14 protein-coding genes are annotated in these 17459 nt (G+C 54.8%); all 14 read left to right on the top strand.

From position 1 onward, the window contains the following. Positions 1–11: 11 nt before the first annotated feature. The 14 genes from AM379_RS21740 (at position 12) to tri1 (ending at position 17297) form a co-directional block, all read left to right on the top strand. Positions 12–998, top strand: coding sequence for a hypothetical protein (locus tag AM379_RS21740; RefSeq protein ID WP_020883465.1), 987 nt, complete (start codon positions 12–14; stop codon positions 996–998). Positions 999–1007: 9 nt separating this feature from the next. Continuing rightward, a complete protein-coding gene (locus AM379_RS21735) occupies positions 1008–1820 on the top strand; it encodes a type VI secretion system accessory protein TagJ (RefSeq protein ID WP_106504226.1) in 813 nt (270 codons plus the stop codon). Beyond that, positions 1813–2376 (top strand): type VI secretion system baseplate subunit TssE, encoded by a 564-nt coding sequence (tssE, locus tag AM379_RS21730; RefSeq protein WP_106504225.1) that lies wholly within the window; start codon positions 1813–1815, stop codon positions 2374–2376. The genes AM379_RS21735 and tssE overlap by 8 nt, the downstream gene beginning before the upstream one ends. A 2-nt stretch (positions 2377–2378) precedes the next feature. Next, on the top strand, positions 2379–4250 hold the full coding sequence (gene tssF / locus AM379_RS21725) for a type VI secretion system baseplate subunit TssF (RefSeq protein ID WP_040017737.1): 1872 nt from the start codon (positions 2379–2381) through the stop codon (positions 4248–4250). Continuing rightward, entirely contained in the window at positions 4247–5290 is a 1044-nt protein-coding gene (gene tssG, locus AM379_RS21720) for a type VI secretion system baseplate subunit TssG (RefSeq protein ID WP_025203894.1), read from the top strand. The genes tssF and tssG overlap by 4 nt, the downstream gene beginning before the upstream one ends. A 34-nt stretch (positions 5291–5324) precedes the next feature. Beyond that, the gene (tssH, locus tag AM379_RS21715) at positions 5325–7940 is read left to right on the top strand and encodes a type VI secretion system ATPase TssH (RefSeq protein ID WP_106504224.1); all 2616 of its coding nucleotides are present in this window, start codon (positions 5325–5327) and stop codon (positions 7938–7940) included. A 24-nt stretch (positions 7941–7964) separates the two neighbouring features. After that, complete coding sequence (locus AM379_RS21710; RefSeq protein WP_032678393.1) at positions 7965–9401, top strand: serine/threonine protein kinase; 1437 nt, start codon at positions 7965–7967, stop codon at positions 9399–9401. A gap of 36 nt (positions 9402–9437) precedes the next feature. Beyond that, positions 9438–10856 (top strand): hypothetical protein, encoded by a 1419-nt coding sequence (locus AM379_RS21705; RefSeq protein ID WP_020883471.1) that lies wholly within the window; start codon positions 9438–9440, stop codon positions 10854–10856. A 35-nt stretch (positions 10857–10891) separates the two neighbouring features. Next, entirely contained in the window at positions 10892–11614 is a 723-nt protein-coding gene (locus AM379_RS21700) for an ankyrin repeat domain-containing protein (RefSeq protein ID WP_198922454.1), read from the top strand. Beyond that, positions 11590–12075, top strand: coding sequence for a hypothetical protein (locus AM379_RS21695; protein ID WP_236900312.1), 486 nt, complete (start codon positions 11590–11592; stop codon positions 12073–12075). The genes AM379_RS21700 and AM379_RS21695 overlap by 25 nt, the downstream gene beginning before the upstream one ends. A gap of 83 nt (positions 12076–12158) precedes the next feature. Next, positions 12159–14087 carry a type VI secretion system Vgr family protein gene (locus AM379_RS21690; RefSeq protein ID WP_106504223.1) on the top strand — a complete coding sequence of 643 codons (1929 nt, stop codon included), beginning with the start codon at positions 12159–12161 and terminating at the stop codon, positions 14085–14087. 11 nt (positions 14088–14098) lie between these two features. Further along, on the top strand, positions 14099–14893 hold the full coding sequence (locus tag AM379_RS21685; RefSeq protein WP_032678391.1) for a DcrB-related protein: 795 nt from the start codon (positions 14099–14101) through the stop codon (positions 14891–14893). A gap of 2 nt (positions 14894–14895) precedes the next feature. Beyond that, a complete protein-coding gene (locus AM379_RS21680; protein ID WP_106504221.1) occupies positions 14896–16230 on the top strand; it encodes a PAAR domain-containing protein in 1335 nt (444 codons plus the stop codon). After that, positions 16227–17297 (top strand): ADP-ribosylarginine hydrolase Tri1, encoded by a 1071-nt coding sequence (tri1, locus tag AM379_RS21675; protein WP_032678389.1) that lies wholly within the window; start codon positions 16227–16229, stop codon positions 17295–17297. Before AM379_RS21680 ends, tri1 begins: the two co-directional genes overlap by 4 nt. Positions 17298–17459 lie beyond the last annotated feature (162 nt).

Here is a 17459-nt window from a genome sequence, read left to right as displayed (position 1 = left end):
CAAGGAACGATATGAAACTTTGGCTATCGGGTTTAGCACTTCTGGCGGTGGCGTCCACCGCGCAGGCTGAGAATTTCCGCATCGTGCAGTCTCCTGCGCAGAAGCTGGATATCTGGATTGATAACATCAAAGACAACACCCCACAGAGCTGGTGTAAGTCAGAGATTGCGCTGCGTATCGTGGCGAACGGCAACAAAGACGTTTCGGTTCTGGAGAACTTTGTCCCGCGTCTGGGCTCGCTGCTGGAACACCAGTGCAGCAAAGTCAGTAAACTGAGCTGGACGCTGAACGATCCGTCCGGGACGACGCTGGCGCAGGGGACAGCAGGCAAAGCGCAGGACTGGGCGCTGGTGGTAAAACAGCAGCAGACTGCGCCAGTGAGTACTCCGGCCAGCGGTGCGTTGCTGCCGCCGGACCAGAACGCGGAAACCCACACGGTTGCTGCCGATCGCACGCCGTGGCAGGAATTTACCCTTCAGGACGGCTGCCATCTGCGTACCTTCTGGGAAGGGGGCTCATCTGCTCCGGCGCTCTTTATTCCGGATTCAGACACCACCCGCTGCGGAAACGGGAGCTGGCTGAGTGGTCACACGGTTATCTCCCAGTCCCGTAATGGTGGACAAAAAGAGATACCGGTGACCTACATTCACGGCTTCCCGGTCATGGGACTGAATCAAAGTGCCGACCCGGAAAACGCGCTGATCACCTCCGTCAACAAAGAGCGCATGGTTTTCAGCACCTCCAACAGCGACCAGAGCTGGATGATCCTGCCTTACGACAGCAGCCTCAACGGCTGGAAAAGCAACGGCACGGTGGCCGTGGAGATTTCACGTGAGACCGCCAGCGACGATGCAAAACTGCAGGCGCGTATCGCCGCGGTGAAAAAAATCTGGGGCGCCTGGGTTACCCCTGGCACAACGCTCAATATCGTTCTGATTGACACCCTGCGCCCTCAGCTGCGCGATCCGGCAGTCGGCGCCTGGCGCGCGGCAAACTAAGGAATGGCTATGAATACGCTCTATCAACACCTGGCGGGTGAATCGCTGAGTGACGCGCTGGTGCGTCTTGAAGCTGAGATCAAAGCCCATCCGGCCGATGCCGATCTCCGTGCCGCGTTTGTGCAGTTTTTGACCCTCAGTGGTAACTGGACGCGTGCCCTGACTCAGCTGAAAAGCTGGCTGGCGCTTAAGCCCCAGGCTAAGCCAACCGTTACCCTGCTGGAGCAGTCCATCCAGGGCGAGCTGCAGCGCGCGCAGGTGATGGCGGGGCAGGCTCGTCCTGCCATGCCTGAAACGCAGTGGCCGTGGCTTACCACGCTTGCTGCCGCGCTTAATGACGCGGGAGAGCGTGCTCAGGCGCTGCGTCTGGAAGCCCTTGAGCAGGCGCAGGCAACGGCGGGTCAAATCACACTTGAGAATGACGAGACGCAGGCATTCGCATGGCTGATGGACGGCGATGCTCGTCTGGGGCCCGTGTGTGAAACCATCGTCAACGGCCGTTATTTCTGGCTGCCGTTTAACGCCATCGCCGAGATCCGTTTCCAGGCGCCTGCCAGCGTGACTGACCTGGTGTGGCGTCATGCGCTGGTGCGCCTGACGGACGGTACCGAACAGGTTTGCCAGATCCCGGCGCGCTATCCTTTCGCAGCGGATGCGTCTGACGCGGTTAAGCTCGCGCGCACCACCGAGTGGCTGCCGCTCGACAATGACGGCACGCTGTATGAAGGCATGGGGCAGAAAGCCTGGCTTAGCGAGCAAAGCGAAAGCCCATTGCTGTCGTTGAACCTGGTGACGTTTGCTGCGGATGGAGCCCATGAGTAATCCCCCTGGCGAAGGCGATCTGCTGCGCAGCGGCTGGCAAGCCCGCAGCAAGCAGGAGAAGGTGGGGGCGCGCGATAAAATGCAGCCCTCGCTGCTGGATCGCCTCACCGATAACGACCCGGAAAAAAAACGCGAGTCCGCCAACAGTAATCTGATTACCCACGCCGCCCTGCGCCGCAACGTGCTGCGGGATCTGCAGTGGTTGTTTAACACCATCAACCATGACGCATCCGGTGACCTGAGCGCGTTGCCGCATGTGAACCGCTCGGTGGTTAATTTTGGCGTCGCGCCGCTGGCCGGGAAAAGAATGTCAGACATTGAATGGCACGACATTCAGCGCAAGCTTACCGAGGCCATCATTAACTTTGAACCGCGTATTTTGCCGCAGGGACTGCAGGTCCGCTGCGTGTCAGACACCTCGTCACTGGATCTGCACAACGTGTTGTCCATTGAGATAAAAGGGCGTCTGTGGTGTGTGCCGTACCCGCTGGAGTTTCTGTTTCGCACCGATGTCGATCTGGAAAACGGCCATTTTGAACTGAAAGATGCGGGGTGATCATGGAAAGTAAACTGCTCGAATATTACAACCGTGAACTGGCCTATCTGCGTGAAATGGGCGCTGAATTTGCCGAGCGCTATCCCAAAGTCGCGGGTCGACTGGGCATGCGCGGCATCGAAGTGGCGGACCCGTATACCGAACGCCTGATGGAGGGGTTCGCGTTCCTGACCTCCCGCGTGCAAATGAAAATGGATGCGGAGTTCCCGCGCTTCTCCCAGCGTTTGCTGGAAATGATTGCGCCAAACTATCTCGCGCCAACTCCCTCAATGGCGATTGCTGAAATCCAGCCCGACAGCACGCGTGGCGATCTGAGCAACGGTTTTAAGGTGCCGCGCGGCACCATGATGGACAGCCTGGCGCTGAAAAAGACCGGGGTCACCTGCAGCTACACCACGGCGCATGAAGTTAATCTGCTGCCGCTGAAAATCGATAAGGTCGAGCTGGGCGGTGTGCCTGCCGATCTGCCGCTGGCGCAGCTGGGCCTGAGCCAGCGGGGGATCAACAGCGCGTTACGGATCCGCATTGCCTGCGATGGCCCGCAGCATCTTGGGCATCTGGATTTTGATCGTCTGGAGTTTTTCCTTAGCGGCCCGGATATTGAGGCGCTCAAGCTGCTTGAGCTGGTCATGGAGCACCACGCCGGGATCGTCTGCCAGACCGTCAGCAAGCACCCGCAGCGACAGCTGCTCTCTGCGGATGCCTTACGACAGGAAGGGTTTGAGCCGGACCAGGCGCTGCTTCCGGACGACCTGCGCAACTTTGACGGCTATCGTCTGCTGCAGGAATACTTTGCGTTTCCGGCACGGTTCCGCTTTATCAGCCTCAGCGGTCTGGGCAAGCTTATCCAGCGCTGTGAAAATGAAAAAGCGTTCGATATTTTCATCCTGCTGGATAAAAGCGATGAGCAGCTGGAGCGGGTGGTTGATGCCAGCCATCTGGCGATGCATTGCACGCCGGTGATCAACCTTTTCCCGAAAGTGGCGGCGCGGCAGAAGCTGAGCGAGAGCCAGCATGAATATCATCTGGTGGTGGATAACATCCGTCCCCTGGATTATGAAATTTATGCGGTAAACAAAATCTTCGGCAGTGCCGACGGCCAGCGTGACGACCAGACATTTCGTCCTTTCTGGAGCACCTGGAGCGGTGATGCGGGCAACTACGGCGCCTATTTTTCCCTGCGCCGCGAGCAGCGAGTGCTCTCTGAACATGCCCTGCGCTACGGCACCCGCACCGGTTATATCGGCTCCGAAGTCTTTGTTTCGCTAGTGGATGAACAGCATGCACCCTGGCAGGAAAATCTGCGCTATATCTCCGCGGAAGTATTGTGCACCAGCCGCGACCTGCCGCTGATGCTTCAGCAGGAGCTCGGACAGTTCATCATGGCCGATTCCATGCCGGTGAAATCCCTGACCCTGCGAAAAGGCCCAACGCCGCCACGCCCGGCTCTGGCCGAAGGGTTTAGCACCTGGCGATTGATCAGCCAACTGCAGATGAACTATCTCAGCCTGATGGACAGCGAAAACGAAGAGGGTGCCGCCGCCCTGCGTCAGCTGTTAGGGCTGTATGCTAACCTGGCGGAGACGCCGGTTGCGCGTCAGGTTGAGGGCGTTCGCCACTGCGTGCTGGAGCCGGTTCACCGTCGCGTCCCGGAGCCGGGTCCGGTGGTCTTTGCGCGTGGGATCGGCATTACTCTGACGGTGGATGAGCGTGCGTTTTCCGGCGCCAGCCCCTGGCTTTTCGGCAGCGTGCTGGAACGTCTGTTTGCCCGCCTTGTGTCCATCAACAGCTTTACTGAATTCACGCTGAAGAGTCAGCAGCGCGGTGAGATTGGCTACTGGGCACCGCGTATGGGGAAAAGGGCACTACTATGAGCGAAGTCGCCTCCGCGCCGCTGCGTGTCCATCGCCTGACGCCGTTGCCGGACGCTTTCTGGCGCGGCGTTCGCGAGACGCCGTGGCGCTACGATCTGTTCCAGCTATTAAGACGCATTGATGCCCAGGGCGGTGAACGTTATCCGCTGGGGCGCGCGCCGCTGCCGAAATTTGAGCCGTTACGTATCGGTCAGCAGCCATCGATGAGCTTTGCGCCGTCGACCCTCGCGCAGGTGCGCCAGCGTGAAGAGAACGGGCTGCACGAGGTGTCTATCCTCAGCTTCGGTCTGTTTGGTCCAAATGGCCCGCTGCCTGTCCATATGACAGAGTACGCCCGGGAGCGTATTCATCATCATCAGGACACCAGCCTGAGCGCGTTTGCCGATCTGTTCCATCATCGCCTGACGCTGTTGTTTTACCGTGCCTGGGCTGATGCGCAGCCCGCCGTCTCTCTTGACCGCGCGGACAACAAACGCTTTGAGGGGTACCTGGCATCCTTGATCGGCATGGGCCAGCCGGGGCAGATGACCAAAGGCAGCCTGAGCGCACATGCCCGTTTTACTCACGCCGGACACCTGACACGTCACGCCCGGGATCCGGAAGGGCTGGAGAAGATCCTGCGCAACTATTTTCACGCCCCGGTAAAACTGGTCACGAACGTGGCGCAGTGGATGCCGCTTTCGCCGCGGGAGCAGGCGCAGTTGGGTGAAGGGCGTCGACTGCCGCGGATGGGAGAATCCGCTTTTCTCGGCGTTGCGGTGCGCGACGTGCAGCACAAGTTTCGTATCGAAATCGGCCCACTGAGCGCGGAAGAGTACAACCGCTTCCTGCCAGGCGAAGCGTGGGTCACTGAACTGCGCGACTGGGTACGCCAGTACGCAGGGGTGGAATTTGAATGGGAAACTCGGGTTATTCTGCGCGCCGACGCGGTGCAGGGTGCCTCGCTCGGTAGCGCCGGGCGGTTAGGTTACAACACCTGGCTGGGCCTTCAACCTCAGCCTGTCCCACGTGGCGATCTGGTGTATCGCGCAGAGCGATAATTTTTCTAACGCATTGTTATCAACGGAACCGAACATGTCAGAAATCAGCCGTGCCGTGCTTTTCGGCAAACTGGATACGCTGTTATTTACCTCACTGGAAAGCGCCACCGCGTTCTGCAAGCTGCGCGGCAACCCCTATGTTGAGCTGGTGCACTGGCTGCATCAGCTGATGCAGCAGCAGGATGGCGATCTGCAACAGGTGATACGTCATTTTGCTCTCGATGAACAGCAGCTGACGCGCGATATCGTGGCCGCACTGGATGCGCTGCCACGTGGCGCGAGTTCTGTTTCCGATCTGTCAGAACATATCGACAGCGCTGTGGAGCGCGCGTGGGTGTTTGGCTCGCTGAAGTATGGCGTCAGCCGTATTCGCGGCGGGCATTTGCTGATTGGCATCCTGAAAACCTGGAATCTGGCCAACGTGCTGAAAAGCATCTCGGCGCAGTTTAGCTGCCTTAACGTCGACGTGCTGATCGAGCAGTTTGATGCGATTTGCGCTCAGAGCAAAGAGACGCAGCAGGCGGCCGCTGCCGCGGATACGCCAGCCGGTACGGTGCCTGCCGCACAGGGGACGCTGGCCCAGTATGGTCAGGACCTGACCGCGCGCGCCCGTGAAGGGAAGATTGACCCGGTTGTCGGGCGCGATGAAGAGATCCGCCAGATGGTCGATATTCTAATGCGCCGTCGCCAGAATAACCCGCTGCTGACCGGGGAAGCTGGCGTTGGCAAAACGGCGGTGGTGGAAGGGCTGGCGCTGCGTATCGCCGAAGGCGACGTGCCGGCACCGCTGCAGAATATTCAGCTTTGGCTGCTGGATATCGGCATGCTGCAGGCCGGCGCAGGCATGAAAGGCGAGTTCGAGGCGCGTCTACAGGCCCTGATTAATGAAGTGCAGTCCAGCGCTACGCCAGTCATTCTGTTTATCGATGAGATCCACACCCTGATTGGCGCAGGCGGCCAGCAGGGTACCGGTGATGCCGCTAACCTGCTCAAGCCGGCTCTGGCGCGCGGGCAACTGCGCACCATCGGTGCCACCACGTGGGCGGAATACAAAAAATACATCGAGAAAGACCCGGCGCTGACCCGTCGTTTCCAGACGGTACAGGTTCACGAGCCGGACGAAGCCAAAGCCATTCTGATGCTGCGAAGCACCGTGTCACCGCTGGAGACGCATCACCAGGTACTGCTTCTCGACGAAGCGGTCAGCGCGGCGGTCAAGCTTTCACATCGTTATATTCCGGCACGCCAGTTGCCGGATAAAGCCGTTGCGCTGCTTGATACTGCCTGTGCCCGCGTGGCGGTCAGCCAGAGCGCGCCACCGGCACAGCTGGAAGATTGCCTGCGCCATCTCGCGGCTCTGGATGTGGAGATCGAGATTGCAGGACGCGAAGCGCGCGTGGGTGCCGGCGATCCGGAGCGCGTCGCAGCCTTGACCGCCGAGCGCGATACATACGAAACAAAGCGCGAAGCCCTGACCCAGCGCTGGGAAGAGGAACGTGCTCTTGTGACTGAAATCATCCGCCTGCGTGCCGCGCTGTTTGCCGCGGGTGATGACGAGACCGGCGAACTGCGCAGCGCGCTTAACGCACAGCAGCAGGCGCTCAACGCTTTACAGGGCGACGAGCCGCTGCTGTTTGCGGCGGTGGATGAAAATGTGGTGGCGGCGGTGGTCTCTGACTGGACCGGTATCCCGCTGGGCCGGATGGTGAAAAACGAGATTGATGCGGTGCTCAACCTGGCTGATACCCTCAACCAGCGCGTCATCGGCCAGCGTCACGGCCTGGATCTGATTGCCCGTCGCGTGAAAACCTCGCGGGCAAAACTCGATGATCCGAACAAACCTGTTGGCGTATTTATGCTCTGTGGCCCGTCCGGCGTGGGGAAAACGGAAACTGCACTGGCGCTGGCGGAGTCGCTTTATGGTGGTGAGCAGAACGTTATCACCATCAACATGAGTGAATTCCAGGAAGCCCACACCGTTTCCACCTTAAAAGGTGCGCCTCCGGGATACGTGGGTTATGGTGAAGGCGGGGTGTTAACCGAGGCCGTTCGCCGTCGCCCGTACAGCGTGGTCTTGCTGGACGAAATTGAAAAAGCGCACCCGGATGTACATGAAATCTTCTTCCAGGTCTTCGATAAAGGCTGGATGGAAGATGGCGAGGGCCGCCATATTGATTTCCGTAACACCATCATTATTCTGACGTCCAACGTCGGCACCGATCTGATCAGCGCCATGTGTGCCGATCCGGAACTGATGCCTGAGCCTGAGGCGTTAAGCGGCGCGTTGCGTCAGCCGCTGCTGGAGGTCTTCCCGCCGGCGCTGCTGGGCCGTCTGCTGGTGGTGCCGTATTATCCACTGAGCGACGAGATGCTGGGGCAGATTGTCCGCCTGCAGCTCAAACGCATTCAGCGTCGTCTGCAAGAGAATCACAATATTATTTCCGAGTTTGATGACAGCGTGGTGGAACAAATTGTTCAGCGCTGTACCGAGGTGGAGTCTGGCGGCCGCATGGTGGACGCTATTCTGACAAACACCTTGCTGCCTCAGATGAGCCAGATATTACTTACCGCCAGCCGCAGCGATGAGCAGTACCGACGTCTGCACGTCACCTGTGAGCAGGGCGAGTTTCACTGTCAGTTTGCCGCGTAATAATCATCAAGAGAACTGTAAAAGATGACGGATAATGATAACAATCGGACTGTCCCAAACGCGCTCCCGGTCGGGTATCGCTTCAACGAGTTTGAAATTAAAGAGGTGATCGGCGGCGGCGGGTTCGGCATCGTCTATCGCGCGTGGGATCATCAGCTCGAACGCACTATCGCTATCAAAGAATTTATGCCTGCCTCGCTCGCCGTGCGCGGCGACGATATGACGCTGGTACTGCGCAGCGAACGTTTTGGCAAAGCGTTTTCCGCCGGTCTGAACAGCTTCATTCAGGAAGCCCGCCTGCTGGCGCGCTTCAACCACCCGAACCTGCTTCACGTGCTGCGTTTCTGGGTGCAAAACGATACGGCCTATATGGGAACGCTGTTCTATAGCGGTACCACGCTCTCCCGCCTGCGCGAACAAAAACCGGAGCTGATTAACGAAGCCTGGATCCGTCGTATGCTGCCCATGCTGTTCGGTGCCATTAAGACAATTCATGACGAAGGCTATTTGCACCGCGACATCTCTCTGGATAACATCCAGATTCAGGACAACGGCCTGCCGGTTCTGCTCGATTTCGGCTCAGCGCGCCGCACCATTGGTAATCTCTCTGACGAGACGGAAACCATGCTGCGCCCGGGCTTTGCGCCGATCGAGCAGTACACTGACGACAACGAAAGCGAGCAGGGCCCGTGGACGGATATTTATGCTCTCGGCGCCGTGCTGCGTACCCTGATTGTCGGCTCACCGCCGCCGGTCAGCGTGGTGCGCTCAATCCAGGACACCTGCAAACCGCTGGTGGAACTGCAGCCACAGGGCTATTCCCTCTCGCTGTTGCAGGCCATTGACCGGGCGCTGGCGTTGCACATGGAAGACCGACCGCAGTCCATCGATGAATTCGCGGCGCTGATTGAGATGCCGGTAGCGGGTATCGACGATGTACTGAGCGCGAAAAAACCGGGCACGATGCTGGTACCGGTAGAGGAAGAGGCACCGGCTTCTGCACTGGACTGGCACCGGTACAAAATCCCGGCAATGGTTGCTGCGGGCGTGCTGGTTGGCGTCGTCGCCGGAGCGATGCTGTTTAGCGGTGGCGACCATGATGCGCCAGAGCAGGCGGCGCAGGCCCCCGCTGAGACGCGCACCGTTGAAACTGCATCGAACGCGCCGGATGTGAAACCGGAAACGGCGAAAGCCAGTGAACAGACTGCACCGACTGCGACAGCGCAACCGGCCACCCCGCCGGTGGATGCCAGCCCGGTGGCACTGGTCTATATCCGTATTCTTGACGGTGAGACCCTGAAAGTGAACAGTGAGCCAAAAACACTGCGTCCGGCGAATAACGGTTATGCATCGCTCAAGCTACCTGCGGGCGAGGCCAGAATTGAACTGCAGGGCAACGGGAAAACGCGTACCCAGACGCTGGATATCGCGAAGCCTGGCACCTGGCTGGTGAATCCGTAAGTAAGGTAAGCAGGGACTGGTAACAGGACGGAGCGAATGTATAACCTCAAGTTTGTCTATCTTTTCAGCGAGAATGTCTCGCCAGCGCTTTTCGCGAAAATTATCCGCCCGTCCGTAGCCGGGCAGTGGATAATGTCAGTTCCCGACAATTCGCTGCGCTCGCTGTTTACGCGTTACGATTTGCTGCATTCCATCACCGGGGCGAATCCCTATCAGTCAGGACGCGATACCCGTAAGCTGATCGTGCAGGATCTCGATATCGGCAGGATCGTTGCCATCGACGAGAGTTTCCGTAACTGGTCATCGGTAACGGAGATATTTTATATCAATGCCGATGGCCGACTGCAGGCGGCCTCGCTTACCGGTCTGGGCTGGTATCCGGTAAGCACAATCGTCGATCGCTACGAAACCATGGTGCGAACCTACGGTGCCCGTCCTGCGCCGACGGTACTGCCGAAGCAGGTGGTGAAATCCAAAGCGGCACAGGTGCCGGATGAGGCCACGCCGGGTAAAGACGGTAAAACCTATGCTTCGCAGCTACAGCAGATGACCAAGGCGGAACGCTGGCAGGCGCGTAAGGATCTGATCGCGAAGGGTAGTAACAGCCTTTACCCGGATGCGCAGATCGCCGCTAAACGACTGGCGGCGAATAATATTGCGGTGGAGAAAGCGAAGCTTGCTGAGAATGTTTATAAGACAGTGAATCCGCTGGAGACAACGCCGGGGGTGCCAGAGGGCTGGAAGGATATAAGCAACGATGCATCGGTGCTAAAGAAGTTAGGTCTTAAAAGTAAAACACTTTATGACAAGAGTGAGGATCCTGATTTTCTGGCACGCGTCTATCAGCCTGACCCTGACGTTTTTGGTGGCGATATGAACCCTACGCTGGTGTTCAGAGGGTCGAGGCAACCAGAGTTTTTCCCCATGAAGAACATGACTGACTGGAAAAATAACGGTGCGCAGGGGCTTGGGTTGGAGTCGGATTATTACCGAAGAGCCGTAAGTATGGGCGAGCAGCTCGCCAAATCAGGTCAAAAAATAGACATTGCGGGGCACTCTCTTGGGGGAGGTTTAGCATCAGCCACCTCTATGGCAAGCGGTATGGCGGGATGGACGTTTAATGCTTCTGGCCTAAATTCCGGTACCGTCGAGAAATATGGCGGAAGCATATTGGGCAGCACGGATAACATTCAGGCTTACCGCGTCGAGGGTGAACTGCTGACCAGGACTCAGGAAGTAAATGTTTGGGAAGATTTTAAAATGGTAAAAGGGCACGTGCCAGCACTTATAGCGAAAGAAGAGATTTCTGCCATTATGCCCAATGCTGCCGGAATAGCTCACGACCTTCCTGGTGGAATGGGGAGTGCATTTGACCGACATGGAATAGATCAAGCGATAAACTGTATTGAACAACAGAAGGATGAGGATATCTCTATTATCAGGAGCCGCGCGTGAAATCACTAATTATTGGCTGGGTAGCGCTTTGTTTAATGTTTATGGTTCAGGGGTGCAAGCAAAATATGGATTTACAACCAGATAATTACTTTAATGGTGACCAGCTCACATTAGCGCGCGCAATTGAGAATGGTGACGGCGATGAGGTGAAAAAGCTAGCTTCGAAAACTGATTTAAACAAACCCGGTAAAGAGGACATGACCCTGTTGTTTTGGGCGGTGATGAATTCACTTAACGATAAAAAAACGCCTGAACATTTAAAAATTATCACTACTCTGATTAAGGCTGGCGCAGATCCGCTGCAGCCGAGGCCGCAGGGAAAAAGTTCGCCTGCAGAATTAGTATTAAAAGCGGACAGCGACGTGTGGATAAAGGCGATGCTGGACGGCGGATTATCTCCAGATGCGAAAGACAAAACGTTTGGTGAGCCTATAATATTCGAAAGTATCGAAGCGAAAAATACCGAGACACTCAAGGCGATGCTTGACGGCGGAGCGGATATTAATATTACCGACTCACTGGGTAGTACATTGTTAGTAGCCGCGCTGGATTACCACGCTTACGATCACGTGCTCCTTTTGCTGAAACGCGGTACTGACCCTGAAATTAAGACTATCAATGGCTGGACGATGGGTAATCAACTTCAACGTTATCTGAACAGAACAGAAGAAGGCAGTGAAGAATATAAAAAACTAACTGAAATCAAAGAGACGCTTATTCAACATGGTGGTAAATGGCCGCCAGCACCAGTCAAGTAAAGGTTAGGGCGAACATGACCGCGAAAAATAAAATCTTCTATTTCTGGGGTGTTATGGATGTCATCGGGATTGTGTTTTATTCGATTGGTCCATACCATTTACTTGAGTCATGGTGGGTTTCCACCGGAGGAAATCCGGGTGTAATTATTTTTATGCTGATAGCAGGTGGCGTAAACGGAATAGTGACAGGTGCTTTTTATCTTGTTTATCTCCTCATGCCAGTTTCCTTGCTTTTTTCTGCCTGGTTTTTTTTCACAAAACATCGATATGCGGTCGGTTTTGCTCTTATACAAGAAGTGCTGCGCGTTATCATCTTCAGTTGCTCAGTGACACTTTTCCCTATGGCGATCGTTGGTTTAGGATTGAGCATTATTCCCATTAATATTGCTTTATTTATATTATCGGAAATAATAAAGATTGGCTCTCTCATATATATAATCAAAACAGTTCGCGCTAAATAACCAATCTGACACTGCATAGTATTGCCATGACACATTTAGTGCCGTGAGTCTTTGCATCGCATAAGCCATACGGAATAAAGATTATGCTCAACCGAATTACCGTTCAGCTCCCGGTGGAGGGGCTTCTGTTCTGGAAACTCACAGGTCGCGAGGCGATGTCCGAGTCGTTCGCCCTGACGCTGACCCTGCTTGGCACGGATGCGCGCATTGACCGCAGCAAACTGCTGGGTCAGCCGGTCACGGTAACCATCCCGACGCAGAGCCTGCTGACGCCCCGTTATATCAATGGAAAAATTACCCGCGTGGCGGTGAGTGCCGTCGAGCTGACGGGCACCCGCTATGCGGTGTACCAGCTGACGGTGGAGCCGGACCTGTGGCCGATGAAGCGCGACCGTAACCTGCGTATCTTCCAGGGCCAGACGGTGCCGCAGATTGTGAAAACCCTGCTGGCTGAACATCAGGTTAACGTGGAAGATAAGCTCACCGGGAGCTACCGGGTGTGGGACTACTGCGTGCAGTATCAGGAGTCGAGCCTGGACTTCATCAGCCGTCTGATGGAGCTGGAGGGGATTGCGTATCACTTCAGCCACGACGCCGACAGGCACACCCTGGTGCTCACCGACGCCGCGACGCAGCATCAGCCGTTCAGCGGCTATGAGGTCATTCCTTACCACCAGACGCCGTCCGGCGGCAGTACGGATGAAGAGGGTATCAGCCAGTGGGCGCTGGAGGACAGCGTCACCCCGGGGATTTACAGCCTCGATGACTACGACTTCCGCAAGCCGAACGCGTGGCTGTTCCAGGCGCAGCAGAACCCGGCGTCACCGAAACCGGGCAGTATCGACGTGTACGACTGGCCGGGACGGTTTGTTGAGACCGGGCATGCGGAGTTCTACGCCCGTATCCGTCAGGAGCGCTGGCAGGTGGAGCACCAGCAGATTCAGGCGACGGCCACGGCCGCGGGTATTGCACCGGGACACACCTTCACCCTGACTAACGCCCCGTTCTTCAGTGATAACGGTGACTATCTGGTCACGGCGGCGGGTTACCATTTCGAGGAGAACCGCTACGCGAGCGGCGAGGGGGAAACCCTTCACCGCACTGATTTCGCGGTCATCCCGGCGGCGGTGTCATACCGTCCGGCGCAGAGCACGGCGTGGCCGCGCACCTACGGCCCGCAGACGGCAAAGGTTGTGGGACCAAATGGGGAGAGTATCTGGACGGACAAATATGGCCGCGTGAAGGTGAAATTCCACTGGGACCGTCTGGCGAAGGGGGATGACACCAGCTCCTGCTGGGTGCGCGTGTCGAGCGCCTGGGCGGGTCAGGGGTACGGCGGGGTGCAAATTCCGCGGGTCGGCGATGAGGTGGTGGTGGACTTTATCAACGGCGATCCGGACCGTCCGATTATTACTGGTCGCGTGTACAACGAGGCGAGCATGCCGCCGTGGGCGCTGCCGGCGGCGGCCACGCAGATGGGTTTTATGAGCCGCACGAAGGATGGCTCCGTGGATAATGCCAATGCCCTGCGCTTTGAGGACAAGGCGGGCGCAGAGCAGGTGTGGATCCAGGCCGAGCGCAATCTGGATATTAACGTCAAAAACGACGAAACACATTCTACTGAAAAAAATCGAACCCAGTTTGTTGGTGAAGATGAAACCTTACGGGTAGCGAAAAACCAGAAATCAGGGATTAAAGGCGATGTGGTATGCCTGACGGGGAACAGTCGAAACGATAAGGTCGTTAATAATTTTATACTTTCCGCAGGTAATACGCTGAGACTGGAATGTGGTGAAAGCGCCATCGAGCTATCAAAAGACGGTAGCGTTCATATCATTGGTAATAACTTTAACTTTACTGCAAAACAGAACGCACAAATTAATACGCTTTCCGGCGAATTGCATTTGAACCCTGATGACGGACGAAATGCCATCGATCCGCCTGGTGCATCCCTTCAGGGTGAAATCCAACAGGAAGTGGATAGTTTTTTTGTTATTAATGGCAACAAGTAAGAGTAACCCGAATGGCTGATTATATTCTTCAGGAAGCAACACTCGCCTTACCCGATGTATTTAAAGACAGAACCATGAATTTATTCACCATGAGTGATAACGGAGCTAGCGAGTTTACTTTTGTTGTTTCTCGTGCGACGGCAAAAAACGAAGATAAAGTCCATGATGCGGCTACCCGACTGGCGCATGAACTGGAAATTACAGTGCCCGACTTTCGTCTAGAATCCTCTCAGATGACTTCTGTTGATGGTCATCCGGCGGTAGAGCTTTTTTATCAGTTTAAAAATGATAACTCGGTCATTTTTCAGAAGCAGACGGTGATTTTACTCGCTGACCATCCTGGTGGGCAAAAGATGGTGTGTTACATCGGCACATGCCCGGGCGAATTTAGCGATTATTATCATAATCAATACCAGGAAATTATCCGTAGTATTAAGTTTCACAAACCTGCTCAAACGGATCCCAAAGAAATGCTCGCTGCCGACAGCCAGGGGCCTTTTTTTGCGCTTGATAGTGAGAGTAAAGTTCTCCGTGTCTTTGAAAACATTCAGGAACTTTATGGACATCTTTCGCTTCAGCGGGCGAAAGAGGGTCAATATTTGCTTTATGAAAAAAAAGGTAAACCACTCAGTATTGCACCCGTTCCGGACAGCCAACCCCTTCGTTATGCGCTCTGGACGACTTCCTCAGACAAATCACATCACTTGCTTTCACAACTTTCCGTATGCCGCCAGGTCTCTGGTTCTGACCAACTTAATACACCCGATCGGATACGTGGGTATCTGATGGCACAGCGAGCCGAATAGTTATGTCAGAATGTCTGGCCGCACGCGTAGATGATGAGATTGCTCATACAGCCTCAAAAGGCTGGATGATCGCAGGATTGGTGGGTGGGGCAATTCTGGGCGCTGCTGCCGTTGTCGTCACCGGAGGGACCGCGCTGGTTGCTGTTTCTGCCGTTGCGGCTGGGGCATGTGCTGCGGGTGGGTTGGGTGAACTCCTCGGCAGTATGTCATGGGCACCGCGTCACACGACAGGTACGCTGAAAGAAGGTTCACCCAATGTCTTTATCAACAGCCGAAAGGCGATCCGCGCACATCTATCAGCCGGAGAGTGTGATGAGCACAGCGGCAGCCTGCAACGGGTCGCGGAAGGTTCGATAAAAGTTTACATCAACAACTTCCCCGCCTCTCGCACAGGCGATAAATTGACATGCAGCGCTGAGATTAGTCAGGGATCGCGTAATGTTATTATCGGCGGAAGCAAGGTCCAGACCGATGAAATAAGTCCTGAAATCCCGGAATGGGTGAACTGGACGATGCTCGCCGTTGGTGCCGGAGCCATGGCGGTGCTCGCCAGTCCTGCTATCGCACTTCTGAGTACCCTCGGGGCGATGGGTGGTGGAACGGTTGGTAGCTACGCAGGTGGGATGTTGTTTGGCGAAGGTAGCGACGGTCAGAAATGGGGGATGCTGATCGGCTCGATTATCGGCGGCGGGGCTGGCATGAAAGGCGGGGCGCGGTTTGATGCGTGGCGAGCTGGTAAATCAATGCCGCGCGTTAGTGCGGAACCCATTACAGCCCCAGCTTCGCCGAGGATGAGCTTAAGCGAAGCCGTAGGGAAACAACGAGCTGAAAAATGGATTACTCGTGGCAGAGAATTGGCAGATAATCGTGATCCTGCTTTGTCTGCTTTACTCAGTGATGAGCAAGTAGGCGCATTGTATGGTTATACTACCGATCCTGGCTACCAAATGGTAAACCCAGCATTACGAGGTATGAAACCAATGACTAAAGAAATGGAAGCATTTACTCAACATATAAATGATGGCCTGGACCAGCTTCCTGCTTTTAGTGGAGAGACATACCGCGGGATGAACAGCTTACCTTCACACATCTTGGATGGATATACTCCGGGCAAAACAGTTATCGATCCAGCCTTTGTTAGTACTGATGTTAATCAAGGCTTCAGCGGTCCTATCCAAATGCGTATTGAAGGTTTTTCCGGCCGGAAAATTGACTTCCTTTCAGAATTCAATGCAACAGAGACTGAAGTGCTATTTAAGCCTAATACATCGTTTGAGGTTATCAGCAGGTCAGATGAACTTGGGATAACAAATATAGAATTAAGGGAAATACCATGATCGACCTTCATACTGAAGACTCTGTAATCAATCATTATGCCGATCGCTATCGTACATACATGCCAATTAATGTCCGTAAGGCAATAAAAAATGACGGTATTGATGGTTTGAGTTCTTCACAAGCCTGGGATGAAACATTACCTTTAATTACGACTGAAGATATTTCACGTGATAAAGCACTTGGGGCGCTGGTCGGTTTGGCTGTTGGGGACGCAGTCGGCACTACTCTTGAGTTTAAGAAAAGAGACAGTGAACATGTAGCGGATATGATTGGTGGCGGACCTTTTCATTTAAAACCCGGTGAATGGACGGATGATACGTCCATGGCATTATGTCTGGCGGAAACTTATCTTTCAGAAAACAGAATGCATACCGATATACTTAGAAAATATCTCGTTAAATGGTATCTTAACGGTGATAATAGCAGTAATGGTCGGTGTTTCGATATTGGCAATACGACGCGATTTGCGCTTGAACAGTATTTGCGTATCGGGCCTTCCTGGTATGGTAATACCGAGAAACACACTGCTGGTAATGCTGGGGTTATTCGTCAAGCTCCGGTGTCTATCTTTCGTCGAAAATCGCTGCGCGCGATTTACTTCGAATCCCAGGCTCAGAGTCGCGCAACTCATGGTGCGGTAGAGTCAATTAATGCATGCCAATTTCTCGGATTGGTATTGCACTATTTAATTAACGGTTATAAAAAAGAAGAAGCTTTTTCCCCTCATGTTTTCCCACTATGCGCGCGTGTAATGATCATAAATGCGGGTGAGTATAAGCAAAAAACTCGCGATCAGATTCGTTCAAGTGGTTATGTAATAGATACGCTTGAGGCCGCGATGTGGTCCGTATGGAATACGGATAATTTCAGAGATGCTATTCTGTTGGCCGCCAATCTTGCCGATGATGCTGACAGCGTTGCGGCGACGGCAGGACAAATAGCGGGAGCATTATATGGTTATTCTGGTATTCCGTCGGAGTGGAAAAACAAACTTGTACAACACGAGCGTATCGCCAAAATGGCAGGTGAACTGTTTGATAGAGCTCCTGAGGATAATTTTTTATAATTGAATAATTCATATGGCACGGCTATTGTAGCGTGCCATTCAGTTGGAGAGAAAATGTTGGGTTAATGTGAAGTTACATGTGAGGAAAACAACTCACTTTGCCAGCATAGAAAATATACTGAATTATGCAAAAAAAGTAGAGTAGTTCGGTAATATTGCTTC

This window comes from Enterobacter cloacae complex sp. FDA-CDC-AR_0132 (assembly GCF_003010695.1).
GTDB classification, from domain to species: Bacteria; Pseudomonadota; Gammaproteobacteria; order Enterobacterales; family Enterobacteriaceae; genus Enterobacter; species Enterobacter ludwigii.
The sequence above is the reverse complement of the archived record's forward strand: the minus strand, read 5'-3'. Positions and strand labels throughout refer to the sequence as shown.